This window comes from Thalassospira sp. GO-4, from assembly GCF_023588965.1.
GTDB lineage: Bacteria > Pseudomonadota > Alphaproteobacteria > Rhodospirillales > Thalassospiraceae > Thalassospira > Thalassospira povalilytica.
Genome location: NZ_CP097807.1, coordinates 3776711 through 3801126, shown reverse-complemented (window position 1 = coordinate 3801126; position 24416 = coordinate 3776711). Strand labels below are relative to the sequence as shown.

Here is a 24416-nt window from a genome sequence, read left to right as displayed (position 1 = left end):
ATCAATGTACTCCTGCGCCGGAATCGATGGGCAGTGCCGGACCCCGGCCGGAAACCGGTCCGTCTTTTGGCGGCATCAGCCAGCCGGTGACAGATTGCTTGTCATTAAAGACGCGCTTGGCGGCGGCGTTGACCTGATCAACAGTAACCGCCGAAATCCGGTCCGGCCAGCTTTCGACCTGATCGACCGTCAGACCAACCGCAAGCGATTTGCCCAGAACACGTGCGCCTGCCGAAAGTGAATCACGGGCAAAGACCGCACTATCAAGCAACTTCTGCTTGGCGCGGGCCAGTTCGTCTTCGGTCACGCCATTGGCAATGACATCGGCAATCTGGTCATCGACCGCCTTTTCAAGATCGGCCAGTTCGACATCGTCACGCGGCACGGCATAGACGCCAAAACTGGCAAGATCGACCGCAACCGGGTCATAGAATGTCCCGACGCTGGTCGCGATGGCCTGATCAACGACAAGCGACTTGAAGAAACGGCTGGTGGTGCCGGACCCGATAATTTCACTGAGCACTTCAAGCGGGGCAGCATCAGCCGCATTGTCGCTGTGATAGGACGGCGCAAGGTAATAGCGCGACATCGATGCCTGACCAACGCGCGGATCATGCATGGTGACTTTGCGCGGGGCGTGCTGGACCGGTTCCTTGACCCGGTTGCGGGTCAGAACATCACCACGCGGAATGACGCCGTAATATTTTTCGGCCATGGGCAGCAATTCATCCATGGTGATGTCACCGGCCACAACCAGAATGGCGTTATTGGGTGCATACCATTTGCGATAGAAATCAAGCGCATCTTCGGTCGAAAGCTGTTCCATCTCGTTGCGCCAGCCAATGATAGAGCGGCCATAGGGATGGGCCATGTAAAGACTTGCCCGCATCTGTTCGCCCAGAAGCGCACCGGGATTGTTATCAATTCGCGACCGGCGTTCTTCGATAATCACATCGCGTTCGGGCAGAACCACATCGTCAGACAGCTGAAGATTGGTCATGCGGTCGGCTTCCATCTTCATCACCAGATCAAGGCGATCGCGTGCGATATTCTGGAAATACCCGGTATAGTCCCAGGTGGTAAAGGCATTGTCATTGCCGCCATTGCGCGCAACGATTTTCGAAAAGTCGCCCGGGGCGATGTCGTTGGTGCCCTTGAACATCAGATGTTCGAGAAAATGGGCAATGCCCGATACGCCAAGCGGCTCGTCGGCCGAGCCGACCTTGTACCAGACCATCTGGGTCACGACAGGCGCCCGGTGGTTTTCCACCAGCACCACCTGCATGCCGTTATCAAGGGTCGCTGTCTGGGGGCTGAAGACCGCGGCTGCGGACATATTCGGGATCAATGCCACCATGACCGCTGCCAGCAAGCCGGCAACTGTACGGTCGCGCATCGAAATTACGGAAAGTCTTGGAATTCTCATTACTTCATCCCATTCGATATCAGGCGTCTATCCCGAATTTCTTAAAAAGCGAATATGACAGAACAAGGGCGCGAAATCTCCGCGCCCTTGTTCATTCTGTTCAAATTTTCGTATGTCGCTGCAAAGCGGCCGGTCCGATCACAATCAGATCAGAAAATGTCTTCCAGCCAGCCTTTTTGCTTGCGCTCGATCACCGGGGTCGAACCACCGCCCGAGACATTGTCACCCAATGCCTGCTGGTCGCGGATGCGCTTTGCCTCGGCAGCCGGATCAACGACGGAATTCGGGTCCTGTTTTTCCTGCCAGAACAGCAAATCGTCGATCACGCTTTCGCTTTCGGAAATAAAGATCGAGGTTTCACGATCCACGGTCGAACGGATTTCCGGATCGGCATATTGCGCGCCCGATGCCGACAACAGCGCAACCTGGCCTTTGCTGCCGGTGCCGGAAATGTCGCGCTTGACCTTGGTCGGGTCATCGCCAACCAGAATGCGGCGCGCCTGATCGGTGGTCGAGCCGGTCTGCGGACGGGCCGCACCCGGTTCAGGAACGCGCATGGTGAAATCAGGCGGCAGGCTGAGCGGCGCACGCGAAACGACCTGGAACTCGTCCGGGGACTGTTTGTTCAGGCCAAAGGTTTCACGGGTCGATTCACAACCGGAAACACCAAGTGCAAGTCCGCCAAGCAGCGCAATTCTGAAAATACTGGTCGTAAGCTTCCGGGCCATTTGTGCCTCTTTACCACTCCGGGACCGGGATCAGATCACCCGGCCAAAAATTCATCAGGCAGATTTTTTACCGCCAAAAAGGGAATCGATCAACAGTAGCGCGGCACCAACCGTAATTGCACTGTCAGCGACGTTGAAGACCGGCCAGTGATAACCGGCAACATGCAGATCGATAAAGTCGGTCACAGCCCCGTGGCGCAAGCGGTCGACAAGGTTGCCGATCGCACCGCCGACAATCATGGCCAGCGCCAGACGCAGCATGGAATCACGCGTCCGCCACATCCAGACACCAAACCCGATGGTGATCGCAGCAGTCACCGCAATCATCACCCACGGGGCCTGGCCCTGGAACAGGCCAAACGACACGCCCGGGTTCCATGCCAGAACAAAATTCATGAATGGCGTGACTTCAATCACCCGAAACGGATTGGACAAGCCGTCAATGGCAAGGGCCTTGGTCCACTGGTCGACACCAAACACAATCGCAATGACGATCAGACCAAACACAAAGGCGCGATGTTTCATTGATACTCTTTCTGACTTGCCGGTATCAGCCTGCACCATGGCAGGACTGATACCAGAAACCACAGACCTTACTGGTCCGCGGTAATTCCCATTTCATCAACGGCATCTGCACAGCGGTTACAGACGGTTTTATGTTCTGCGTGGCTGCCGACTTCCGGCAGGGTCTGCCAGCAACGTTCGCATTTTTCGCCATCTGCCAGCGCCGGAACAACACCAACACCTGCAACATCATCAAGGGTATAGGCACCATCCGGTGCGTCACCCGTGATCAGTTCGATGTCAGATGTAATGGCGATTTCGGCAAGATTAAGGCCGTCAAGTGCTTCGACATATTCAGCCGTTGCGTAAACCTTGGGCGCAGCATCGAGGCTGGCACCAATGCGTTTTTCCGCACGTTCAAGTTCCAGCGCACCGGTGACGACACGACGCAGTTTGCGGATTTTTGCCCATTTGGCGGCAAGAGTTTCGTCTTTCCAGCCATCCGATACCGTGTTGAAGGTTTCCGAATGGACCGAGCTTTCCGCACCATAACGTGCACGCCATGCTTCGTCGGCGGTAAAGCACAGAACCGGTGCCAGCCAGCGCACAAGGCAATCAAACACGCGATCCATGACCGTGCGGGCCGCACGACGGCGCAGGCTGCTTGGCGCATCGCAATAAAGCGCGTCCTTGCGGATATCAAGATAGAAGGCCGACATGTCGAGCGCACAGAAGTTGTGCAGTTCGATGAACATGGTGTGGAAGTCGAAATCACCCGTCGTCTTGCGCACCATATCGTCAAGGTGGCTCAGACGATGCAGGACCCAGCGTTCAAGTTCCGGCAGTTCGTTATCAGCAACTTTTTCCGCATCATCAAATCCGGCAAGGTTCCCCAGCAGGAAGCGCAGGGTATTGCGCAGACGACGATAGATGTCGGAATGGCGCTGAATGATTTCGTGACTGATGCGCAGATCATCATGATAGTCGGAACTGACGACCCACAGACGCAGGATGTCGGCACCAAGCTTGTTGATGATGTCGTTTGGCGCAATCACGTTGCCCAGCGACTTGGACATCTTGCGGCCTTCGCCGTCCAGAACAAATCCGTGAGTCAGAACTGCTTCATACGGTGCGCGACCGCGGGTTCCGCATGATTCCAGAAGCGAGCTGTGGAACCAGCCGCGATGCTGATCCGATCCTTCGAGATAAAGGTCAGCCGGCCATTTAAGGTCCTGGCGTTCCTCAAGCACGAAGGCATGGGTCGAACCGGAATCAAACCATACGTCAAGAACGTCGGTGACCTGTTCATAGTTCGCCGCATCGTATTTATCGCCGAGGAAGTCCTGCGGATCGCGGGTGAACCATGCATCGGCACCTTCTTCGCAAAAGGCTTCATACACGCGATCCAGAACCCCCTGATCACGGAGCGGCTGACGGGTATTTTTATCAATGAATACCGTGATCGGCACACCCCATGCGCGCTGACGCGATACGCACCAGTCCGGACGGTTGGCGATCATGGAATGCAGACGGTTGCGACCGGCTTCGGGCACAAAGCGGGTTTCATCAATCGCCTTGAGCGCCTTTTCACGCAGGTCGTTATCCTGCATGGAAATGAACCATTGCGGCGTGGTGCGATAGATGATCGGGGCCTTGGAGCGCCAGGAGCACGGATAGGAGTGCTTGAGACGGCCACGCGACAGCAATGCGCCAACTTCGATCAGTTTGGCGATGACGGCTTCGTTGGCGTCGGCTTCCTTGCCGTTTTCATCATAGATGCGCTTGCCCGCAAACATCGGAACGGTCGGGTAATAGGCACCGTCACCATCCACCATTTCCGGAATTTCCAGACCGTATTTCAGACCGGTCTGGTAATCGTCCGGGCCGTGAGTCGGTGCGGTATGGACAAAGCCGGTACCGGTATCGGTCGTGACGTAATCAGCTGCGAGAAGCGGTACGTCAAAGTCATAGCCCTGACCGCGGAACGGATGGGCTGCAACCGTGCCGTCAAGCTCCGCACCCTTGAAGGTGCCGACAACCTTGTGACAGGTGATGCGACCGTTTTTGCACAGATCTTCAAGAAGGTCGTTACAAACCGCCATTTTCTCGCCAACGGTGGCCCATGCTTCTTCAGCCGTTTCGGTGACTTCGATCACCGCATATTCGATTTCCGCACCATAGGAAATTGCGCGGTTGCCCGGAATGGTCCAGGGGGTGGTGGTCCAGATGACGATGGTGGCATCTTTCAAGACATCAACCTTGGTCTCGGTGACCGGGAAGCGCACATGAATGGTTTTGGAGGTATGGTCGTGATATTCGACTTCGGCCTCGGCAAGGGCGGTCTTTTCGACCACCGACCACATGACCGGCTTGGAGCCCATATAGAGCGACCCGTTCATCAGGAATTTGCCAAGTTCGCGGGCAATCGATGCCTCTGCCTTGTAATCCATGGTGACATAGGGATTGTCCCAGTCACCCATCACGCCAAGGCGCTTGAATTCTTCGCGCTGGACATCAAGCCATTTCTGGGCGAACTCGCGGCATTCCTTGCGGAACTCGGCAATCGGAACATCATCCTTGTTCTTGCCCTTGGCGCGGTACTGTTCTTCGATTTTCCATTCGATCGGAAGACCGTGGCAATCCCAGCCCGGAACGTAAACAGCGTTCTTGCCCAGCATCTGCTGGGAACGGGTGATGACATCTTTCAGGATTTTGTTCAGCGCATGACCGATATGCAGATGGCCGTTCGCATAGGGGGGGCCATCATGGAGGACAAACATTTCACGGTCGGCCGAAATACCGCGAATTTTGCCATAGAGGTCCTCTTTCTTCCACTGCTCGAGCAGGGTGGGCTCCATCTTTGGCAAACCCGCCCGCATCGGGAAATCGGTCTGGGGCAGGATAACGGTTTTCTTGTATTCGACACTCATCGTGACGGTCCTGTCGTCTTGAACAAATTAAAAGGGCGAACCCCCGGTGAATCCGCAAAAAGCGCGCGGATCATAGCGGGTTCGTCGACAAATTCAAATCTTGCCGAGAATCTCTTTGGCTGCAATCACATCAGCCGCAATCTGGGCCTTGAGGGCATCAAGCCCGTCGAACTTCTGTTCGCCCCGGATAAAGCCGTGCAAACGGACCCGCACGTGGCGATCATAGATGTCCTGATCGAAGTCAAACAGGTGTGCTTCGAGCCCGGCATCGTCATCGCCGCCAAAGCTTGGCCTTACACCAATATTGGCGACTCCGGGCACCCAGCGTTCAACCGTCTGGCCATCCGCATCAGAAATCAGGCCAAGTTCAATGGCATAAACCCCGAATTTGGGACGCAGATGGTCACCCAGCGCAACATTGGCCGTCGGGAAGCCGATCGTCCGCCCACGCGCATCGCCATGGGCAACAATTCCGGCAATTTCCCACGGACGTCCCAGAAGGTGGGCTGCGTCTTCGGGGCGGCCTTCGCGCAGGGCCTGGCGGATGGCGGTCGACGAATAAATGATCCCGTTATCGTGGGTCACAGCTTCGACCGCGGTCACGCCAAATCCGGATTTCTCGCCGATGGCACGCAACAGATCGACATTGCCTGCCCGGCCCTTGCCAAAACAGAAATCCCAGCCGACCACCACATGTTTGACGCCAAGTCCCTTGACCAGAACGCGCTCGATGAATTCTTCGGCACTCATGGCGGCGAATTCGCGATTGAACTCGGCCTCGTAAAACAGATCGATATCGATGCTGCCCGCAGCAGTTTCGCGATCCTCGGCCGAGGTCAGGCGAAATGGCGGATCATCGGCACGGAACAACATGCGCGGATGGGGCTCGAATGTCAGGATCGCAAGCGGCACACCGAGATCGCGGGCAATTTTGCGTGCCTGATCCAGAAGCGTCTGATGCCCCAGATGCAAACCGTCAAAATTGCCGATCGCCACAACAGCGCCGCGCGCCTCATCGGTCAGGTTTTCAAAAGATCGAAAAACGCGCATCCGCGCCGGTCTCTCTTTGCTGCTTTTACCCATGTCAGCCGATCGCATATCGGCAAATCCAGCAGGCAGCTATAAAGGTCCCGCCCCCGGAGCGTAAAGACTTTTCCGCTAAAAAAGCGCAGCCCGTCCTGCATGGCTGATACGACAGCCGTCAAGATCATCCAGATAAGGAAGCGTCTTCGGGGCTGCAAGCGGCAGGCGAACAAACATCCGCCTGCGCCAGATCATTGGTTAGCCGCGGCTTGGCACCATGACGGTTGCTTCGCCCGAAATCACGCAGCGATCCCCGACATAGCAATTGGTTTCAAGGATCGCGCGCTTCTTACCAGCAATGATTTCACGCACGATAACCTTGGCCGTGACGGTATCGCCGATCCGCACCGGTGCCTTGAATTGCAGGTTCTGTGACAGATAAATCGTGCCGGGCCCCGGCAGGCGCGTCCCAAGAACCGTGGAAATGAAGCCGGCCGACAACATCCCATGGGCAATACGGCCTTCAAACATCGTGGTCCGGGCATATTCATCATTGAGATGGACCGGGTTGGTATCCCCCGACAGGCCGGCAAACATGACGATATCGGTTTCCGTCACGGTTTTGGCATAGTTTGCGGCCAGCCCCACCTCGAGATCTTCGAGATACAGCCCTTCCAGTCCGTTCAAATCTTTCATTTCCTCACCTTCCTTGCCTGTCATGGTCGGATTTGACCAACGCGTTATCGCGCTTATGGTTAATTTTGCATCGCAGCATTTGTAACTTTATTGCGCAATTTGAAATTTGGGCAATCCCTATTTCGTCGAATAGGCAAAACTGTTGGACTTGCAATAAATGAAATCAGCGACACATCAGGTACTTGGCTGATGTGTGGGGCATCCGTCATAACCACAAAAAAGATGCCGCCAACCGGCCGCCAGCCCGAAGGAAACAACACCCGATGAACATGACAATTGCCGATACCTATGAAATCGCAATGGGCCGATGGAGCCGCCGTTTGTCGCGCAGTTTCCTTGATTTTGTCGCGGCCCCGTCCTGCGGGGCGCTGGTGGATGTCGGGTGCGGTACGGGCAGTCTGACATTGGCCGCGGCCACCCGTTATCCCAAGGCCGACATTGTCGGGATTGACGTGATGCCCGACTATATGACCGACGCGTTACGCAATTCCGCGCCGAATGTACGGTTCGAGACCGGGGATGCCACCGCCCTTCCCTTTGCGGATGACAGCTTTGACACAGCCTTTTCCCAGCTTCTGTTAAACGATCTTGACGGACCGGCTGGTGCGGTTGGCGAAATGGTCCGGGTTACCCGCGCCCAAGGCCGCATTGCCGCAACCGTCTGGGACCGTGTCGGGGGCCTGACATTCATCCGGCTGTTTCTGGATGTGGCGGCGCTGCTTGCCGATGGCGAAGGCGAAGAATTGCGCGCCAAGGTCTTTGATGTTCCCTATCAGGATGAAGACGATCTTTTTGATCTTTGGTCCGATGCGGGACTGGAAGATGTTTCGACAGCCACACTGGCCGTCAGGATGGATTTCATCGATTTCGATGATTACTGGCAGGCCCTGATGGGGGCACACAGCCTGATCCGGAATTTCTTTGCCAATCAGCCCGCCGATCTTGCCCATGAAATCCAGCAGGCCACCATGCGGGCCTATCTTGGTGGCAAACCGGACGGGCGGCGATCCCTTGTGGCATCGGCCCTTGCGGTGCGCGGGATCGTGCCGGCCTGATTATGGCTGGCGGAACGGCAACCACAACACGCCAAGCAGGCTTTGACTGTTGCGGTCACGGAATTCTTCAAGCCCGATCTGCATGTCATGATCATTGGTCCGGGTGTGATCGGTATAGCTGACAAACAGCCGATCCCAGACCGACAGGATGTTTCCATAATTGCTGTTGGTTTCATCCATGACGCTGGAATGGTGCACCCGGTGCATGTCCGGTGTGACGATCAATAACCGCAACGCACGATCCAGACTTTTGGGCAGATGGACATTGCCATGATTGAACAGGGCAAAACCGCTTAGCATGCTTTCATAAATCACCACCGCCCACGGGTCGGCCCCGATCAGCAAAACGAAAAAGGATTTATAAAGCGCCGAGGCCACGATTTCGAACGGGTGAAAGCGCACGGCCGTTGTGACATCAAATTCGACATCACAATGATGCACGCGATGAAACCGCCACAAAATCGGGATCATATGGGCCAGGCGGTGCTGCCAGTATATGGCGCAATCAAGCACGATGATCGTAATCACCCCGCCCAGAAGTGCCGGCATCCCCACCAGGTTGTTCAGTCCAAGCCCCTGTTGCTGCGCCCAGATGGCCGTCGCAATCATCACCGCACCAATGGTAAAGCGCGCAAGAGCCGCACTGACCAGCAGCAACCCGAAATTGGTCAGCCAGCGCATCGGCCGCCGCACCACTTCCTTGGGGCGATAGGGGGCGATGGCTTCCCACAAGGCCATGACAGCAAGAATGGCCGCGAAAATCCCCAGTCTCAGCAATCCGTTCTGATCCATTCCAAAATGCCCTGGTCGTTGGTCCGCACAGCCGTTTGACAAGAATTTGCCACCCCGGCGGGTTTGATCACCATATAGGAATTGATAGCGATACCTGCCCTTACGAACAATATCTTGCGCGTCGCAGATGCATCACCTTTGTGTTAGATAATAAGTGTTTCGTGATAAATCGCAGTTTTAAACAGTTTGATAATAACAAGGAGGCCCCATGCCACACCCATCCGGACATTTACGGACACTTTTTCTGACCGTGTTCGCAACCCTGTCCCTTGGTGGTCTGGCAAAGGCAGATGGGCCGCCCTTTGATCTTCCGGTCGATTGCCCGAACAATACATGTGACATCGTCCATTATGTCGATCACGATCCCGGCCCGGAAATCCGTGATTATGCCTGTGGCACCACGACCTATGACGGTCATCGCGGCACCGATTTTTCCGTTCCCGACGAAGCCACCATGCTCGAAGGTATTTCTGTCCGGTCTGTTGCCGATGGCACGGTGGTTGCCCTGCGCGAAGGGGTCGAAGATATTGATTCAGGCCGGCTTGCCAAAAACAGCCTGGATGGCATCGAATGTGGCAACGGGTTATTGATCGACCATGCCGATGGCTGGCAAAGCCAGTATTGCCATTTGCGGCGCGGCTCGATCGCGGTCAAGAAAGGCGACCGGGTCACACGCGGACAGATGATTGCCGAAATCGGCATGTCCGGTCAGGCAACATTCCCGCATCTGCATTTCAACTTGCGCAAGGATGGCCAGCTTGTGGATCCGTTCAGCGGATCGGCAATGGGATCAAGCGACCGCAGTCAGTGTTCGGCCGATCAGGCTGTGCTGTGGTCGTCATCGGCGCGTGCCCAGTTGACCTATCATGACATCACGCTTTACGGGCACGGCTTTTCAATGGCGCGCCCGAACGCATCCGATATCAAGCGTGGCTATGGCAAGGAAACTGAACTGCCCCGCACAAGCCCCGGACTTTATTTCTGGGCCTATCTGATCGGGGCCAATAATGGCGACATCATCCGGCTGAGCTTGCAGACCCCGACCGGCAAGGGCGGGCATCGCGACTTTGTGATTGATCAGCCCAATGATCAGGGACCACGCGCCAAGTGGTTCTATATCAATATGGACCGGCCGGGTGCTGCATGGCCATCGGGCAACTATACCGGCGAAGTCATTTTCACCCGCCCGGGCAAACAGCCCAGAACAATCGGGCAGACCGATCTGACGATCCGCTAAGCCGCTAGGCCGCTAGGCCGCTAGGCCGTTATACCTCAACCCAAATCAGTCCCCCACCGCGCCCGGTCAGACCGGGCGCGATCCGTTTGGTATGCGCAAAACGCAACCAAATGAACTGCCGGTATTTTATTGCGTGATCTGCAATTGATACGCAGCCGTAAAACAGTAAACGTGGAATTTTACTAAACAAATTCCGGTCCGAATTCCTGTATTCGCGAAAACAATTGCACGGACATTACATTATCATTTGCGTTGATTGTAATTCAGGAATTAAAATCAAATCAGCAAGCGGCCTTACGCATTGAAACCATTGAATAATGAAATTTATCGGCGTCTGAATGTATAGAATATATGACTGCCTAGCGACCCAGCATGACATTGTATTGGTTCTGGTTGCCATCGCAATCGGCCTGGGCGGAATTCATACGGCCTTTAACCTGTATGCCCGCGCCTGTATGGGGCGGTTGCAGCAACGGTTTGCATGGCTGTTTCTGACCGGCGTTGTCACCGGTGGCGGCATCTGGGCTACCCACTTTATCGCGATGCTGGCTTATGACCCGGTTTTGCCGGTCGGCTATGAGCCCGTTCTGACCGCAACGTCGCTTGTGATTGCCATTGGCGCAACCATGTTCGGCTTTTCGATTGCATCGGTCGCCGGACCGCATTTGTTGCTGTCGCGGCTGGTCGGGGGCCTGGTTGTCGGTCTGGGCATTTCGGCGATGCATTTCACCGGCATGATGGCCATGAGCGTGCCGGGCGTCATCAGCTGGCATATGGATATCGTCATCGCAGCCATTCTGATGGGGGCGGTGTTCGGGATGATTTCGCTGTGGCTGGCCGGCCCGGCGCGGACGCCCAAACAAAAGCTTCTGGGCAAGGTCAATCTGACCATTGCCGTTGCAACCATGCATTTCAGTGCGATGGGCGCCCTTATTGTTACCCCGGACCCGACGGTTCCGGTTCCGGCCCAGCTGATTTCGCAGCAATATCTGGCGATTGGCGTTGCGATTGTCGCTGCCCTTCTGATTGCGATCGGCTTTGTCACCGCACTGGTTGACCGACAGATGCGCGCCCATATCAACAACCGCATGCACATCCTTGGCGATTCCGCGATCGAGGCCCTGGTCCTGACCCAGAACGGGCGGATCATTGATGTGAATGAAAGCTTCCTGCGCCTGACCGGCACCAAACAGCATGACGTTATCGATCAGGACTTCCTGGCGCGCTGGCTTCCGGAAACGCCATTGGCATTTCAGCAAGGCAACCTGAATTATGTCGAAACGTCCTTGCGGCTGGAAAACCAGAAAGAGCTTCCGGTTGAAGTCATTCGCCGTGAAATTCCGGCCGATGACATTGCCGATGACACCACCATTTTCGGTCTGCGCGACCTGCGTGAACGCTATGCGGCGGAAAAGCATATCCGGTTCCTGGCCGAACATGATTCACTGACCAAACTTCTGAACCGGACGACCTTTAACGACCGTCTGTCAGAGGCGCTTCAGGAATCAGACGAAACCGGCGTTCCGACCACCGTGATGTGTGTCGATTTCGACCATTTCAAGGAACTTAACGACAGTTTCGGCCATATCGCCGGGGACCATGCGCTGCGTGAACTTGGCGAACGGCTGGGCAAACTGATCAGTGATGAACTGACCATTGCCCGTGTCGGCGGTGACGAATTTGTTGTGTTGTTGCATCATCAGAACCGCACCAACCCCAACAGCATCAAGACCCATACCCAGGAAGTCGCGCAGAAGATCCTCGATTGCATCGCACTTCCGATCTTTATCAATCAGGAAAACCGCGCCAAATTGTCGGCCAGTATCGGGGTTGCCCATTATCCGCAAGACGGTGCTGATGCCGAAAGCATCCTGTTCCATGCCGATCTTGCGATGTATCGGGTCAAGCAATCGGGCGGCAATGATGTGGTGTTCTATTCTTCCGAAATGGATGAAGAATACCGTTTCAAGCGCCAGCTGGCGTCCAATCTTCGGGTCGCACTCGAAAACGAGCAGCTTGAACTTTATTACCAACCGCAATGCCATGCCGATGACAAGGAAATCCAGTCATTCGAAGCGTTGCTGCGCTGGAAAGATGCCGAACTTGGCCAGGTTCCGCCGGGCCGTTTCATTCCGATCGCCGAGGAAACCGGCCTGATCATTCCGCTGGGTGAATGGGTCTTGCGCACCGCCTGCTTTGAGGCGGCCGGCTGGGACAAGCCGCTTGGCATCGGGGTCAATCTTTCTGCAGTTCAGCTTCAGAAACATGAACTGCCCGAAGTGGTTGCCGCCATCCTTGAGGAAAGCGGTCTTGATCCCAAGCGCCTTGAGCTTGAAGTCACCGAAACCGCCCTGATCCACAACCCGGCACGTTCGATGAAGATCCTTTCCGACATCAAGAAACTTGGTGTGCGGATTGCCATGGATGATTTCGGGACCGGCTATTCATCGCTGGCGACCTTGCAGAACTTCCCGGTTGACCGCATCAAGATCGACCAGTCCTTTGTCACCAAGCTGGTGGGCAATGCCCAGGCCGGGGCGATTGTACGGGCCGTCATAAATCTGAGCCGTGACCTGGCACTTGATGTCATTGCCGAAGGTGTCGAAACCGATGAACAGGCCAACTTCCTGACCGATCACGATTGCCGCGCGGTTCAGGGATACATGTTTGGTCATCCGCGCCCGATCAGCGATTACGCCCATATCGTTCACCCCCAGATACCCGCGCCCGAACCAGCGCCGGAACCCGCCAAAAGCGGCAAAAAACCGGCGAATCGGCAAAGCGGCATCGAAACCGTTTAATCAGGTTGCGGGCGATTCCCCCAATCCTCGGGGGGATTGCACTGCAAAAAGCCGATTTGTGACAAATTCGACGAGAAAAAAGCGACCTTTTCCACGCAGTTGAAAGTTTTTTGACGTTTTTTGACTCACAAGCCTTGTATCGCGGCCATTGCCCTGCATATATTTGTCGAGTGCCCTGTTGGCACGAACAAGCTACCTGTCAGAAGACGGAGTGAACATGATGAATAAGCGCAAAGCCGTTGCTATCGCCGTTGCTCGTGAACAGCAAATTGCCCGTTCGATGGAAATCCTGTTCGCAGGCACCATTGTGGCCCTGATTGCATCGCTACTGGTTCTCTGATCCAGTTATCGCCTTCATCATCCTGTGATCTGTTTCAAACCAGCTGGTTCTGAAATCCACCCTGCTTAGATAGCTTCATGACCAACCGCCACATTTTCACTGCCATCATTACGCGAATTATCTGCCCGGTTGTCTAAGGACACCGGGACGTACCTGTTCGCCTGTTTGATGCACTGAAAATCCGTGAGCATTGTCATGACCAATCATGGTTTTGCGGCGTCCCAAGAAGACGCACGCACCCCAAAATCCGTTTATTGCTTTTCTGTTCATGCGGCTGCTGAACCCGATGTGATGCCGCGCGTTCTTGAACTGTTTGCCAAGCGCAATCTGGTCCCGGCCAGCTGGCATTCCACCGTTGCCGACGGCAATCGCGGTTTCGAAGAACTGCAGATCGACATTCAGGTCCAGCAGCTTGAAACCAAGGTGGCAGAACATATCGCGCGCTGTCTGCGTCAGGTTGTGCACGTCAACACGGTGCTGACATCGGAAAAAGGCTATTCCAATTCTGCACTGAGCGCGTAGGCTGTCGCGGTCGCAGCGCTGCCCCACCGGGCAGCGCGTTCCACCCGACAGGAGTCCCAATTGGCTTATCTTGACCATATCAATGCCTGCAACAATGCCAACCTGTCGCGCTATGCGCGGTTTCGCATTGATGATCAGCCGGTCGGGGCCATTCGGTCGGACTTTGCCACGGCACTCACCGCACTTGGATCGGATTTCATCCGCGACGAGAATGGCGAATACGGCTTTGCCGCGCATATCGAAACGCCGGAACATCGCAACGAAGTCCTTGTCGCTGCGACCCGCCGCCTGTGCGAGCAGGGGGTGATCAAACGGCTTCACGGTGAAAAGTTCGACATCCGCAATCAGTTGTCCGATCCCCCACTTTGTCAGCTGGACCGGTTTGCGATGCCCTATTTCGGGTGCCGGTCGTGGGGCGTGCATATGAACGGCTTTGTGCGCAAATCCGACGGGATCCATATGTGGATTGCCCATCGCGCCAAGGACAAGCCGACCTATCCCGGGATGCTTGACAATATGGTTGCCGGTGGCCAGCCGACCGGGCTTGGTTTCCGCGAAAACATGATCAAGGAATGCGCCGAAGAAGCCGGCATTCCCGAAAGCCTGTCCCGCCATGTCCGCCCGATCGGAGCAGTTTCATATCTTTATGAGACTGCCGAAGGACTGAAACCCGATGTCATGATCAATTTCGATCTCGAACTGCCAGAAGATTTCATTCCACAATGTACCGATGGCGAAGTTGATCGGTTCGAATTGCTGCCCCTTGCCGAGGTCGCAGGAATTGTCCGGTCGGGTTTTGATTTCAAGTTCAACTGTGCGCTGGTGGTGATTGATTTCCTGATCCGCCACGGCTACCTGACCGCAGACAATGAACCAAGCTATGGCGAACTTCTAAGCGGGCTGCATCGCCCGTTAAATGTCTGACAGTTTGCCCCCTAGGCATTCCGTCCCGGTTTCTGACCTGCGATCCCTGCCCCTGACCCACCGACAAAAAAGCACCCGTAATCGGGTGCCATATGCAAATCCATATCGAAACAGGGCGGCATTGATGGGTGCCCACGTGGCTAGCTTGGTTATTGGCGCGTATTGGGTCCGCCCATCAGCGCCCCCACCGCCATCACGGTCAGTTTGGCACGCAAATCGGGATCGAGCCGGTCGAGATCACCCTGCTTGCTGCGCAGGGCCTTTACCGCCTCGTTGATCAGTTCCTGACGGCGCTCATCGGCTTCGGTCGGGATTTTGCTTTTTTGTTTGCCAAGTTTGGCATCGGCCGCGTTCAGGGCCTTCATGATTTCGGTGTGCGGGGTGTCTGCCTGTTCTGTCAGGGTCTCGGCCAGGGCAAGGGCGCGTGCTTCCTCAAGCGACATGCCTTCATCCTGATGGGCAAGGGCACGGTCTTCGATGCGTCGCGCCTGACGGGCCTGGGCGGCGGCCTGTTCGGCGGTGGCCGGATCACGGACCTGAAGGGATTGCGCATCGTTATAGGCACGAATGGCATCTCGGCCCTTCTTGCCGACAAAGACGCGCATCAGCGTTTCCTTGAGCAATCCCATCAATTGATCCTTCGATTATTTTTCCCGCAGGGGGATTCAACCATTATGCACATAAAGGGTTTCGAAATCATTGCCCGGCTTCGTGTGCAAAACCGGCAATGATTTAAATATGTTGTGCAACACGGCCTTCTTCAACTGCCAGAATATAGGCAATCAGCGCTTCGCAATCGGCTGTCTGAAGATGTTCGAGATCACAGACAAAATCGACATTCGCACGCGCCGGATCATCAGAATGGCCAACAATGCCGAATTTGACATATTCCGCATCCATCGCATCAAGCGCCGAGATCAGATCGGCAACACTGACCCGGTCCGGGGATGTCATGGATGTTCGGATCAGCACCAGCATGTCGGCATCGCAATCAATAACCTGGCGGGCAATTGACTGGGCATCGGAATGCGGCGGGGCGACATCCACATCAAAACCGCCATCGGCAAACAGGGTGGCGACATGTTTGTGATGGGCCTGTTCCTCGGACGAGGCGGTGGCCAGAAGAAGCCTTGGATGACGGCCTTCTATTTCTGCAAATCTGGCAAGATTGGTCGCGAGTTGGGGAGACGTCATGATACCTCGCTTGGTTGTGCCCACGATTGCCAAAAGCGACAATCGCCGGACATATCTTTGCGGTATGCCTTTGCCACAGTATCCCTTTGATCGCCGGGGCTGACAAGCCTTGCGCTGCGAGTGCCCCTACCAACCGGCCAATTCAAGCGGATTGACCCCGATCACATGGGCATGCCCGCCCAGAAGCACGGCATAAATCACACATCCAAGCAGCAGATCACGCCACCCGATCGCCCCTTTGAGCAGCCCGGACGGCGAAAACCGCCGAGTCCCTTGTAAAATTGCATCCCGACGGGCCGCAGGCATGTCACGCAGGCGGATTTTCTCCATGCGCCAAAATCCGATCAGGGCAAAGATTGCACTGCCGCCAAAAAAGATCACAGCCACCAAATCGCCATTGGCAACGACATGACCAGCCCCCCACAGCATCACGCCCAGCAACAAAGGATGACGGCAAAAAAGATTGATGCCCGGACGGTCCGGATCAAAGCCGGATCGACGCCCGATTGACAACGGACAGGGTTGAAGAATGGCGCAGGCCCACAAAATAGAAGCGGGTAACATGATGATAATCAACAGTTTTGCACGCACAGGATGAAAATCCCAGAGCCATGACGACTCTGCTGCGATCACCTCGTGAATGACCCATGCAAACAGGATGGTCGAAACAAGTGAGAAACCAACAACATAGGTCCGATACCCGATCAGACCGACGATTTTACCCCTGAGCAGACCGGGAATGACATGTGTCCCAAGGAAAACCGCGAGCGAGATGAAAAACCAGACCAAAGTGCGATCCCCTCTTTACATTGCTGCTTCAACATGCAAATTGCGCTGTTCCCGCATACGGGTCGGGGTGCGAATCTCCAAGACCCTTGCGTTACGAGATATTAGCGGATACCTCTGTATCCCTGTTTGACATCGGACAATTTAGCAACTGCCTGCGGACTGAAACCGTCGGGCGGACAACGGAACACGGAATATACTCGAAATGAGCTGGACGCCGGAAAAGATTGAACTGCTGACCTCGCTCTGGAATCAGGGCTGGACCACGGCACGCATCGGTGAAGAACTGGGTGTCGGCAAAAATGCCGTCGTGGGCAAGGCGCACCGCCTGGGCCTGCCGAAACGCCCGTCCCCGATTCAGCGCCGTGCAGAGGAAGCTGAACAGAAAAAAGCCCCGGCCCCCAAGCAGCAGAGCAAAGGCATTTCGATCTTTGATCTTGGCGCTGGCATGTGCCGCTGGCCGTTTGGTGATCCGGGTGATGATGATTTCCACTTCTGTGGCAAGAAGATCGTCCCGAGCAAGCCCTATTGCGAAGAACATTGCGCACAGGCTTATCTGAACGGCAAGAACCCGCGTGAAGACAACCCGCCTGCACAGCAGGGTCAGGGTGGCAAAGGTCCGCAGGCCGCCAACAAGAAATAACATTTGATCGGGATAGAATGCCCGCCCGAATAAAAAAGCCGCCCGTTTCACCGGGCGGCTTTTCTTATGGTGCATTGTTATGATGCGAAACAAGCAGACAGACTATTTGGTCTGCAGGACATATTTGGCAAAGCCGTCCTGATCTTCACCGATGAAGCTGATATTGTCCGGGGCATTGGCGGCCGCCGATGCCTTGGGGCTGGTGACAAAGGTCACCTTGGACGCATCGCCAATCGGGGCAAAGGTCCAGTTGCCATCGGCCTTGGGATCGATTTCCTTTTCGGTCAGGATATAGTTGGCAAGAACCGTGCGGTTTTCATCGGGGGCCTCGACAATGATGGTCGATCCGTCCAGCCCTGGGAAATTCCCGCCACCGCCAGCGCGATAGTTATTGGTCGCAACGACAAACTGCTGATCTTCGGTAACCGGTTTGCCATCAAAGCTCAGATTGACGATGCGGTGACTATCGGCATTCACCACTTCACCGGCCTTGTTATAGCGGGCAGGTTTGGTCACATCGATCTGATAGGTCACCCCGTCAATCACGTCATAGTTATAGGTCGGGAAATCAGGGTTGATCAGCGGCTGTTCATCGCTGTTGTTCGGGTCAATCTGATTGAACTGGCCCGCCGACATTTCAAGCCATTCACGGACCTGATCACCATTCAGCAGAACCGCACGCACCGTGTTGGGATAGATATAAAGATCAGCCACGTTTTTAAGCGCGATCTTGCCTTCGGGGATGTCGGTGAAATAGTCCGGACCACCACGCCCGCCGGCCTTGAACGGTGCCCCGGCCGACAGGATCGGAATGCCGTCATATTCCGATCCGTTCAGGATCTTTTCCAGATACCATTTTTGGGCATTGGTCACGATCTGGATCGAGGGATCATCAGCCACCAGCGCAAAGAAACTGTTGATCGGGGCCGATGTCGTACCCACACCTTCGCGCATATAGGCGATCGTTCCTTCGTGCTCTTCCTTGACCGCGGCGATGATTTCGGGATCGGCTTCAACCAGCGGGGTGATGGTACGGCCTTCGCGCTGATAGATCGGACGGGCGTCTGACAGGCTGTCAACGACGGTCCATTCCCCCGCATCAGAAACATTGAGCGTCAGATCAATCACGCCAAGATGACTGCCCCAGAAGCCCGGCATGACCGCGGCAACACCATTGATCGTGCCTTTGGCGATATCGACACCTTCAAGATCGGAAAAGGCATCGGACGGGAAGACCGTATGGGCATGACCAAACAGGATGGCGTCAATGCCATCGACCTTTGACAGGTAATAAGTGGCATTTTCTTCCATGCCGTGGCGTTCCATGGTCGAAAGACCCGAATGCGGAACGGCAATGACAATGTCAGCCCCCTTTTCACGCATTTCCGGGACATATTTTTCGGCCATTTCAACAATGTCCTTGGTAAAGACCTTGCCTTCCAGATTGGCCTTGTCCCATTGCATGATCTGGGGCGGGACAAACCCGATCACCCCGACCTTGGCCTTGTGGCTTTTACCTTCGTCATCGACGAATTCGCGATCAAGCAGCACATAGGGCTGGAAGTAGGGTTTGTCATTTTCGGCATTGCCATCACCATCATCAACAAAGATGTTAGCGCTAACATACGGGAAGTTTGCCCCGGCAATCGCGGTTTCAAGGAATTCCATCCCGTAATTGAATTCATGGTTCCCGAGATTGGCCGCATCATAGCCCAGCAGGTTCATTGCCTTGTAGACCGGATGGGTTTCGCCCTTTTTCAGGCCGCGTTCCTTGGCCATGTAATCGCCAAGCGGATTACCCTGGATCAGATCACCGTTATCAACAAAGACGACATTTTCTGCCTCGCCGCGTGCGGTCTTGAGCAAGGTGGCAACCTTTGCCAGACCGACCGTGTCCGATTCACCATCACGGTAATAATCATAATTGACCAGATGGGTGTGAATATCCGTGGTTTCGAGGATACGCAGCGAAACCGTGCTGTCGGCCAGTGCTGTGCCGCTGAGCAATGCCAGCGAAAGTCCGATGGCGGATGCGCCAGCGGTGCGAAGGCCGGCCTTGTGGATGAATGTCATGGGTCTTTTCCCTGTTCGAGTGCTCGGTCGATCAACTTTATTCTTGTTCAGATGGTCAGGTTTTGAAGATTTTGCGAAAAAGATGGGGCAAATACAAATGGAAACGCCCGCGCATCTGCACGGGCGTTTCCGGATTTGAAACAAAGCGCCAAAAAGGCCATTGAGATCAGGCAGGAACGGCATGCGGCGATTTGTAGCCCCGCACCACTTCGTTCCCCGGTTCCGGATCATGGGGCACATTAAGCGCAAGCACCAGCGACACAGCCGCCATCGCCGCACCGGCCAGGAACACCGCACTTGGCGAAAACAGCCACAACAATCCGAATGCCGCGGGGATGAAGACCGCTGCGATATGGTTGATCGTGAAGCTGACCCCTGCTGTTGACGAAATATCGGCCGGATCGGCGATCTTCTGGAAATAGGTCTTGATGGCGATTGCCATGGCAAAGAACAGATGATCGATCACATAAAGGCCACCGGCAACCACATGGTTGTCAACAAAGGCATAGGAGACGAAGACGATGAACAGACCGATATATTCAAAGGTCAGGGCACGGCGTTCCCCCCATTTGCCGATCAGCTTGCCGATCTTGGGTGCAAGGAACATGTTGATCGCATGGTTCAGAAGATACAGCAACGTGATGGTTGCCGCGTCATATCCGAACTTTTCAACCATCAGGAAGCCGGCAAACACGGTAAAGATCTGACGTCGGGCGCCACTCATGAAGGTCAGCGCATAATAAAGCCAGTAGCGTTTGCGCAAGATCAGCTTTTTGGTTTGCGGATGGGCGTCGGAGAATTTCGGGAAAGCGCCCCAGACAAACAACGCCGCAATCACCGTCAGCGCCCCGCCAAACAGATAGACATAACGATAGTCGACATCGAAGATTTCCAGCATCAGCCAGACAACCCCGAACATCACAAGCGATGAAATCGACTTCGCCGAAAGCTGTTTGCCCATCACCATGGCAGTGCGTTCCTTTTTGACCCACTGCAAGGAAAGCGCCTGTTGCATGGTTTCAAAATAATGGAAGCCAATCGACATCAGAACCGTGGTGCAATACAGACCAATCACCGTCGGGAAATATCCCGAAATTGCCACCCCGATCCCCAGGATCAGCAAGGACAGCAACGCAAATGTTTGTTCGCGCAGCACCAGCAAGACAAAGATCGCAGTAAAGGCAAGGAACCCCGGAATTTCACGCAGGGACTGCAAAATTCCGATCTCACGTCCCGTAAAGTCCGCCATCTCGATCGAAAAGTTGTTCAAAAGCGCCATCCATGTCGAAAAGGACAATGGCATGGCCGCGGCCATCACAATCAGAAGAACTTCCGGATTGCGCCAGCCCTTATAGACCGGAACACCGGCCGCCGCCGCATCGGGCACCTCGCCGATCGGGGCCGCGTGGTTGGAGGCTTCGGGTATGATTTCTTCCTTGGACATTTTGTCTCCCCGGACTGGGCCGCATTGGTGGCGGTTCCGCTGTCACGCATCGTATGTTTTGGAATGAAACCAAATTAAACCTATTGCAGACCGTCTGTCTTACGATAATCTGCCATCATATATCGCAAAACAGACACACGAGGCGTTCCGATGGACCGTCCAACCCCGATTGACGAAGCCAACCATATCCGTCCGCGCCCCTATGCGTTGCCGCGCCCGATCTATGTCCGTATGAGCGACGTGCCCGCAGGGCACAGCATCGGTGCGCACAGCCATGACTGGTGTCAGCTGATTTACGCATCCGAAGGGACGATGAAGGTCATTACCGAAGCCGGGATATGGATCGTGCCGCCGCAACGCGCGGTCTGGGTACCGCCCCATCTGGAACATGCGGTGACCCATGCGACCTTTACCCGTGCGCGCCATATCTATATTGACCGCACTGCGCCGGTGAACCTGCCTGATCGGTGCATGGTGCTTGATGTCAGTCCGCTGTTGCGTGAACTGATCCGTGCGGCAACCGAAATTCCGATCGAATATGACGAAGATGGCGCAGAAGGCCGTTTGATGCGGGTTCTGCTTGATCAATTGCGGGCGCCGGATCAGGAAAACCTGCATCTTCCGGCCCCGAAGGACCCGCGGCTTGGCAAGATTTGCGACGCGCTGCTTGAAAACCCGGCAGATAACCGCACCCTGGATGACTGGTCGCGCATCTGCGGGGCGTCGTCACGCACATTGGCACGGCTGTTTCTGCGCGAAACCGGCATGCCGTTTCGCGATTGGCGTCAAAAACTGCGCCTGCTTTATGCACTTGAAAAACTGGCGAATGACCGCCCCGTCACCGAGATCGCGCTTGATCTTGGCTACGAAACGCCATCCGCCTTCATCGCCATGTTCCGCAAGGTTACCGGACGTACACCGGGCGGCTATTTCCGCTGATCATCCCGCGGCGCCAGCACGGCAAACCCGGCCCGCCATCCCGTGCAACGTCAATCGTTCCTGAAATTGCGCAGCGGCGGAAAGATGTCATTGTCGGGTTCGGGATCGATGTCATATCGGCGGATGGCTTTGGCGTGGGCCTGTCCGGATTTGCGGTTCTGGGCACACAGATTGTGAATTTCAACCATCATGTCCGACGACCAGCAAAGGGCATTTGCCTTGCCTTCTGCCCGGGCTTTTTCAGAAGCCTTGTCAGATGCGATGCCGGTTTTGTCTTGAAGGGCTTCTTCATGAAGGCTTTCGCCATCACGACCAACAAGCATCCGATCAAGGGTCGGCATCACATCGGCAATGCTTTTGAGAACCGAGACACTTTCACCGATGGTGCGGATCATTGCCATGGCCATTGCCTCATACGGATCAGAGGGCGGCGGTCCATCGGCAATTTCCTTGCTGCTTTCGGCGATCAGATCAAAATTGGACCGCGACCGCGCCAGCAAGGCCACCGGACTGTTCCCGGCCTTGTAATTGGGTTCGTTAATGCGGCGACCTGGCACAATATGGCAGGCCGGCCCCCAGTCACGTCCCGGATCAGAGAAGTTGCGTTCTCCTTTCCGACGTGCCGGGTGTGAATCGACTGAATTCATGTTCTCCCCCAGAGAGAAATCTCAGCGTTGCCCCGAATGCCCCGCTGTTTCTTCAATCGACCGCAGAGCTTTATATTTTGATGCGCTTGTCTAGCACAGCTTGTGGTTGTCCAATGCACACGGCGTCCAAATCGCTTTGCATTGAGTCCAAAAAATCATCGAAAACCGCCTGTTCCGTAACGTCCATACCTTTGGACCCACCCTTGGGAATAGGCAAATTGACGCCCGCTATACCAAAGGTCTTTTGCACCGGATGGCGATTGGCTGTAGTTAAATTAGAAAAGCTGCAAATTAAAAAAGCGGCAAAAACAATGACCGTCATCACACATGGTTTCCTGCAATACGCAGCGTCGGGTAACGCGACGTATCACCGGATGATGATCACGATCAGGCACATCGATGTCGGGGGAAAGGAGGCGATCGGGATGTGTTATGGCCAATTGCGGCACAGACCATTAAATCAGAATAAACTAATTTAAATTATCCGAATTTAATAGCTTTACCTCATTCGTTAGTTTACTTAATCTCGACCTGTGGATAGGCAAGTACGCCTGACCCAATCCACACCGCATACATTCGTTGTAAGTGTCCGCCACGTAGGCAATTGGGGTAGCAAGATGCAACCGGATCAAGATTCTGCTGGAACCACCAGCACGTTCTTCACTGTCGACAATCTGCCGATGCAGGACCGTTTTGCGGTCTGGAAAGAGTCGATATCCTGTCTTTTCGATGTAGATGCCGAGAAACAGGTTCGGGAAGATGATTTCCGAACAACGATCCGATCCCATCTGTTTGGTTCCTTGATGTTGATGGAAGTTGAGTCCCGCCAGCAGCAATGGCGCCGTGGCTATCAACAGATTGTCGGCAATGGCATGGATCATTACGGCATCGGCGTTTATCAGCGTGGCGAGATCGAATGCGAAACATCGCGCGGGCATGACCGACTTAAACCCGGCGGCATTCTTATTTATGACCTGACCCAACCCTTCACGGCACAGACAAGCGATCATCTGACACTTAATCTTGTGATTCCGCGGGCCCTGCTTGAAGACCATTTGCAGCATCCCGATGACCATTGCATGCGCTTTTTGGCGCCCGATGACCCGATGGTGCAGATCATCCGTGACATGGTTCTGTCGCTTCAGCGCAATGTCTGTGAACTTGGCCATCAGCAAGCCCAAATATTTGAAAAGATGTTCCCCACCATGCTGGCGACCTGTTTGAATTCGGTCAGCAGCCAGACCGCCGATAGCAGCCATGAACGCCAGAACATCCTGAGCATGGTCAAGATGCGGCGTTATTTCCGTGAAAATCTGTGTTCGCCGGACCTCAATCCACGGCGGGCGGCCCAGGATTTGGGGGTATCACGGTCCAAGCTTTATAACTATTTCGCGCCCTATGGCGGGGTTTATACCTATGTCCGTGACATGCGGCTGCGTAAGGCGATATCGCTTTTGAATGATCCGCATTGTGCGCGGTCTTCGATTTATGACATTGCACTGGAATGCGGCTTTTCGAGTGACGCCAGCTTCATCCGGGCATTTCGCGACAAGTATGACGCCACGCCGGGTGAAGTCCGAAACGGGGCCGCGATCCATTCCCGCAAAACCCAGTGCATTGCCGGGCTGGTCAACAAACAGTTTGAAAACTGGATACACGGGCTTGGCTAAGGCCCCGGTGCGGTCTTTGCAAGGCAACAGCACGCACCGATC

Annotated in this window: 22 protein-coding genes; 8 read left to right on the top strand and 14 right to left on the bottom strand. The window is 55.1% G+C overall.

Going from position 1 to position 24416, the window contains the following annotated elements; all coding sequences use genetic code 11:
• Window position 1: 1 nt before the first annotated feature.
• The 6 genes from M9H61_RS17400 to M9H61_RS17375 form a co-directional block, all read right to left on the bottom strand.
• A complete protein-coding gene (locus M9H61_RS17400; RefSeq protein ID WP_250281913.1) occupies window positions 2-1426 on the bottom strand; it encodes a pitrilysin family protein in 1425 nt (474 codons plus the stop codon).
• 149 nt (window positions 1427-1575) lie between these two features.
• Window positions 1576-2154, bottom strand: a complete 579-nt coding sequence (locus M9H61_RS17395; RefSeq protein ID WP_250281911.1) for a DUF3035 domain-containing protein — start codon at window positions 2152-2154, stop codon at window positions 1576-1578.
• A 54-nt stretch (window positions 2155-2208) separates the two neighbouring features.
• Complete coding sequence (gene lspA, locus M9H61_RS17390) at window positions 2209-2679, bottom strand: signal peptidase II (protein WP_101245512.1); 471 nt, start codon at window positions 2677-2679, stop codon at window positions 2209-2211.
• 68 nt (window positions 2680-2747) lie between these two features.
• Window positions 2748-5588, bottom strand: coding sequence for an isoleucine--tRNA ligase (gene ileS / locus M9H61_RS17385; RefSeq protein WP_250281909.1), 2841 nt, complete (start codon window positions 5586-5588; stop codon window positions 2748-2750).
• Window positions 5589-5681: 93 nt separating this feature from the next.
• On the bottom strand, window positions 5682-6638 hold the full coding sequence (locus M9H61_RS17380) for a bifunctional riboflavin kinase/FAD synthetase (RefSeq protein WP_114112907.1): 957 nt from the start codon (window positions 6636-6638) through the stop codon (window positions 5682-5684).
• A 231-nt stretch (window positions 6639-6869) separates the two neighbouring features.
• Window positions 6870-7307, bottom strand: a complete 438-nt coding sequence (locus M9H61_RS17375) for a MaoC family dehydratase (protein WP_250281907.1) — start codon at window positions 7305-7307, stop codon at window positions 6870-6872.
• Window positions 7308-7570: 263 nt separating this feature from the next.
• Between M9H61_RS17375 and M9H61_RS17370 the strand changes: the two genes are divergently transcribed.
• Window positions 7571-8362 (top strand): class I SAM-dependent methyltransferase, encoded by a 792-nt coding sequence (locus M9H61_RS17370; protein WP_250281905.1) that lies wholly within the window; start codon window positions 7571-7573, stop codon window positions 8360-8362.
• On the opposite strand, the gene M9H61_RS17365 is transcribed toward M9H61_RS17370, so the two are convergent.
• Entirely contained in the window at window positions 8363-9154 is a 792-nt protein-coding gene (locus tag M9H61_RS17365; RefSeq protein ID WP_250281902.1) for a sterol desaturase family protein, read from the bottom strand. It lies immediately after the preceding gene.
• 208 nt (window positions 9155-9362) lie between these two features.
• Here M9H61_RS17365 and M9H61_RS17360 point away from each other — a divergent pair, with 208 nt between their 5' ends.
• From M9H61_RS17360 to M9H61_RS17345, 4 genes are all read left to right on the top strand, one after another.
• Window positions 9363-10391 carry a M23 family metallopeptidase gene (locus tag M9H61_RS17360; RefSeq protein ID WP_250281900.1) on the top strand — a complete coding sequence of 343 codons (1029 nt, stop codon included), beginning with the start codon at window positions 9363-9365 and terminating at the stop codon, window positions 10389-10391.
• Between the two features lie 338 nt (window positions 10392-10729).
• A complete protein-coding gene (locus tag M9H61_RS17355) occupies window positions 10730-13192 on the top strand; it encodes a bifunctional diguanylate cyclase/phosphodiesterase (protein WP_250281898.1) in 2463 nt (820 codons plus the stop codon).
• Window positions 13193-13727: 535 nt separating this feature from the next.
• On the top strand, window positions 13728-14054 hold the full coding sequence (locus M9H61_RS17350) for a hypothetical protein (protein WP_101245506.1): 327 nt from the start codon (window positions 13728-13730) through the stop codon (window positions 14052-14054).
• Window positions 14055-14114: 60 nt separating this feature from the next.
• Window positions 14115-14978, top strand: coding sequence for an NUDIX hydrolase family protein (locus M9H61_RS17345; protein WP_250281892.1), 864 nt, complete (start codon window positions 14115-14117; stop codon window positions 14976-14978).
• A gap of 149 nt (window positions 14979-15127) precedes the next feature.
• On the opposite strand, the gene M9H61_RS17340 is transcribed toward M9H61_RS17345, so the two are convergent.
• The 3 genes from M9H61_RS17340 to M9H61_RS17330 form a co-directional block, all read right to left on the bottom strand.
• On the bottom strand, window positions 15128-15607 hold the full coding sequence (locus M9H61_RS17340) for a hypothetical protein (protein WP_101245504.1): 480 nt from the start codon (window positions 15605-15607) through the stop codon (window positions 15128-15130).
• Between the two features lie 103 nt (window positions 15608-15710).
• The gene (locus tag M9H61_RS17335) at window positions 15711-16172 is read right to left on the bottom strand and encodes a hypothetical protein (RefSeq protein WP_101245503.1); all 462 of its coding nucleotides are present in this window, start codon (window positions 16170-16172) and stop codon (window positions 15711-15713) included.
• A gap of 126 nt (window positions 16173-16298) precedes the next feature.
• Entirely contained in the window at window positions 16299-16961 is a 663-nt protein-coding gene (locus tag M9H61_RS17330) for an NnrU family protein (RefSeq protein ID WP_250281890.1), read from the bottom strand.
• A gap of 202 nt (window positions 16962-17163) precedes the next feature.
• Between M9H61_RS17330 and M9H61_RS17325 the strand changes: the two genes are divergently transcribed.
• On the top strand, window positions 17164-17601 hold the full coding sequence (locus tag M9H61_RS17325) for a GcrA family cell cycle regulator (RefSeq protein ID WP_101245501.1): 438 nt from the start codon (window positions 17164-17166) through the stop codon (window positions 17599-17601).
• A 102-nt stretch (window positions 17602-17703) separates the two neighbouring features.
• Here M9H61_RS17325 and M9H61_RS17320 read toward each other — a convergent pair whose 3' ends face one another.
• Window positions 17704-19674, bottom strand: coding sequence for a bifunctional 2',3'-cyclic-nucleotide 2'-phosphodiesterase/3'-nucleotidase (locus M9H61_RS17320; RefSeq protein ID WP_250281889.1), 1971 nt, complete (start codon window positions 19672-19674; stop codon window positions 17704-17706).
• Between the two features lie 166 nt (window positions 19675-19840).
• On the bottom strand, window positions 19841-21118 hold the full coding sequence (locus M9H61_RS17315; protein ID WP_250281887.1) for an MFS transporter: 1278 nt from the start codon (window positions 21116-21118) through the stop codon (window positions 19841-19843).
• 150 nt (window positions 21119-21268) lie between these two features.
• Between M9H61_RS17315 and M9H61_RS17310 the strand changes: the two genes are divergently transcribed.
• Window positions 21269-22057: a helix-turn-helix domain-containing protein gene (locus tag M9H61_RS17310; RefSeq protein WP_101245498.1), complete on the top strand. Its 789-nt coding sequence runs from the start codon at window positions 21269-21271 to the stop codon at window positions 22055-22057.
• A 50-nt stretch (window positions 22058-22107) separates the two neighbouring features.
• On the opposite strand, the gene M9H61_RS17305 is transcribed toward M9H61_RS17310, so the two are convergent.
• Entirely contained in the window at window positions 22108-22704 is a 597-nt protein-coding gene (locus tag M9H61_RS17305) for a hypothetical protein (RefSeq protein WP_250281885.1), read from the bottom strand.
• A 70-nt stretch (window positions 22705-22774) separates the two neighbouring features.
• Complete coding sequence (locus M9H61_RS17300; protein WP_250281883.1) at window positions 22775-23026, bottom strand: hypothetical protein; 252 nt, start codon at window positions 23024-23026, stop codon at window positions 22775-22777.
• A 295-nt stretch (window positions 23027-23321) separates the two neighbouring features.
• Here M9H61_RS17300 and M9H61_RS17295 point away from each other — a divergent pair, with 295 nt between their 5' ends.
• Entirely contained in the window at window positions 23322-24374 is a 1053-nt protein-coding gene (locus tag M9H61_RS17295) for a helix-turn-helix domain-containing protein (protein WP_114112896.1), read from the top strand.
• Window positions 24375-24416: the final 42 nt, after the last annotated feature.

Excerpts from the sequence above, each read along its gene's own strand:
- M9H61_RS17375 (WP_250281907.1), bottom strand. The coding sequence starts at position 7,307 with ATGAAAGATTTGAACGGACTGGAAGGGCTGTATCTCGAAGATCTCGAG.
- M9H61_RS17380 (WP_114112907.1), bottom strand. The coding sequence starts at position 6,638 with ATGCGCGTTTTTCGATCTTTTGAAAACCTGACCGATGAGGCGCGCGGC.
- ileS (WP_250281909.1), bottom strand. The coding sequence starts at position 5,588 with ATGAGTGTCGAATACAAGAAAACCGTTATCCTGCCCCAGACCGATTTC.
- M9H61_RS17315 (WP_250281887.1), bottom strand. The coding sequence starts at position 21,118 with ATGTCCAAGGAAGAAATCATACCCGAAGCCTCCAACCACGCGGCCCCG.
- M9H61_RS17300 (WP_250281883.1), bottom strand. The coding sequence starts at position 23,026 with ATGACGGTCATTGTTTTTGCCGCTTTTTTAATTTGCAGCTTTTCTAAT.
- M9H61_RS17395 (WP_250281911.1), bottom strand. The coding sequence starts at position 2,154 with ATGGCCCGGAAGCTTACGACCAGTATTTTCAGAATTGCGCTGCTTGGC.
- M9H61_RS17310 (WP_101245498.1), top strand. The coding sequence starts at position 21,269 with ATGGACCGTCCAACCCCGATTGACGAAGCCAACCATATCCGTCCGCGC.
- M9H61_RS17400 (WP_250281913.1), bottom strand. The coding sequence starts at position 1,426 with ATGAGAATTCCAAGACTTTCCGTAATTTCGATGCGCGACCGTACAGTT.
- M9H61_RS17370 (WP_250281905.1), top strand. The coding sequence starts at position 7,571 with ATGAACATGACAATTGCCGATACCTATGAAATCGCAATGGGCCGATGG.
- M9H61_RS17355 (WP_250281898.1), top strand. The coding sequence starts at position 10,730 with ATGTATAGAATATATGACTGCCTAGCGACCCAGCATGACATTGTATTG.
- M9H61_RS17360 (WP_250281900.1), top strand. The coding sequence starts at position 9,363 with ATGCCACACCCATCCGGACATTTACGGACACTTTTTCTGACCGTGTTC.
- M9H61_RS17305 (WP_250281885.1), bottom strand. The coding sequence starts at position 22,704 with ATGAATTCAGTCGATTCACACCCGGCACGTCGGAAAGGAGAACGCAAC.
- M9H61_RS17320 (WP_250281889.1), bottom strand. The coding sequence starts at position 19,674 with ATGACATTCATCCACAAGGCCGGCCTTCGCACCGCTGGCGCATCCGCC.
- M9H61_RS17295 (WP_114112896.1), top strand. The coding sequence starts at position 23,322 with ATGCAACCGGATCAAGATTCTGCTGGAACCACCAGCACGTTCTTCACT.
- M9H61_RS17335 (WP_101245503.1), bottom strand. The coding sequence starts at position 16,172 with ATGACGTCTCCCCAACTCGCGACCAATCTTGCCAGATTTGCAGAAATA.
- M9H61_RS17325 (WP_101245501.1), top strand. The coding sequence starts at position 17,164 with ATGAGCTGGACGCCGGAAAAGATTGAACTGCTGACCTCGCTCTGGAAT.
- M9H61_RS17340 (WP_101245504.1), bottom strand. The coding sequence starts at position 15,607 with ATGGGATTGCTCAAGGAAACGCTGATGCGCGTCTTTGTCGGCAAGAAG.
- M9H61_RS17350 (WP_101245506.1), top strand. The coding sequence starts at position 13,728 with ATGACCAATCATGGTTTTGCGGCGTCCCAAGAAGACGCACGCACCCCA.
- lspA (WP_101245512.1), bottom strand. The coding sequence starts at position 2,679 with ATGAAACATCGCGCCTTTGTGTTTGGTCTGATCGTCATTGCGATTGTG.
- M9H61_RS17365 (WP_250281902.1), bottom strand. The coding sequence starts at position 9,154 with ATGGATCAGAACGGATTGCTGAGACTGGGGATTTTCGCGGCCATTCTT.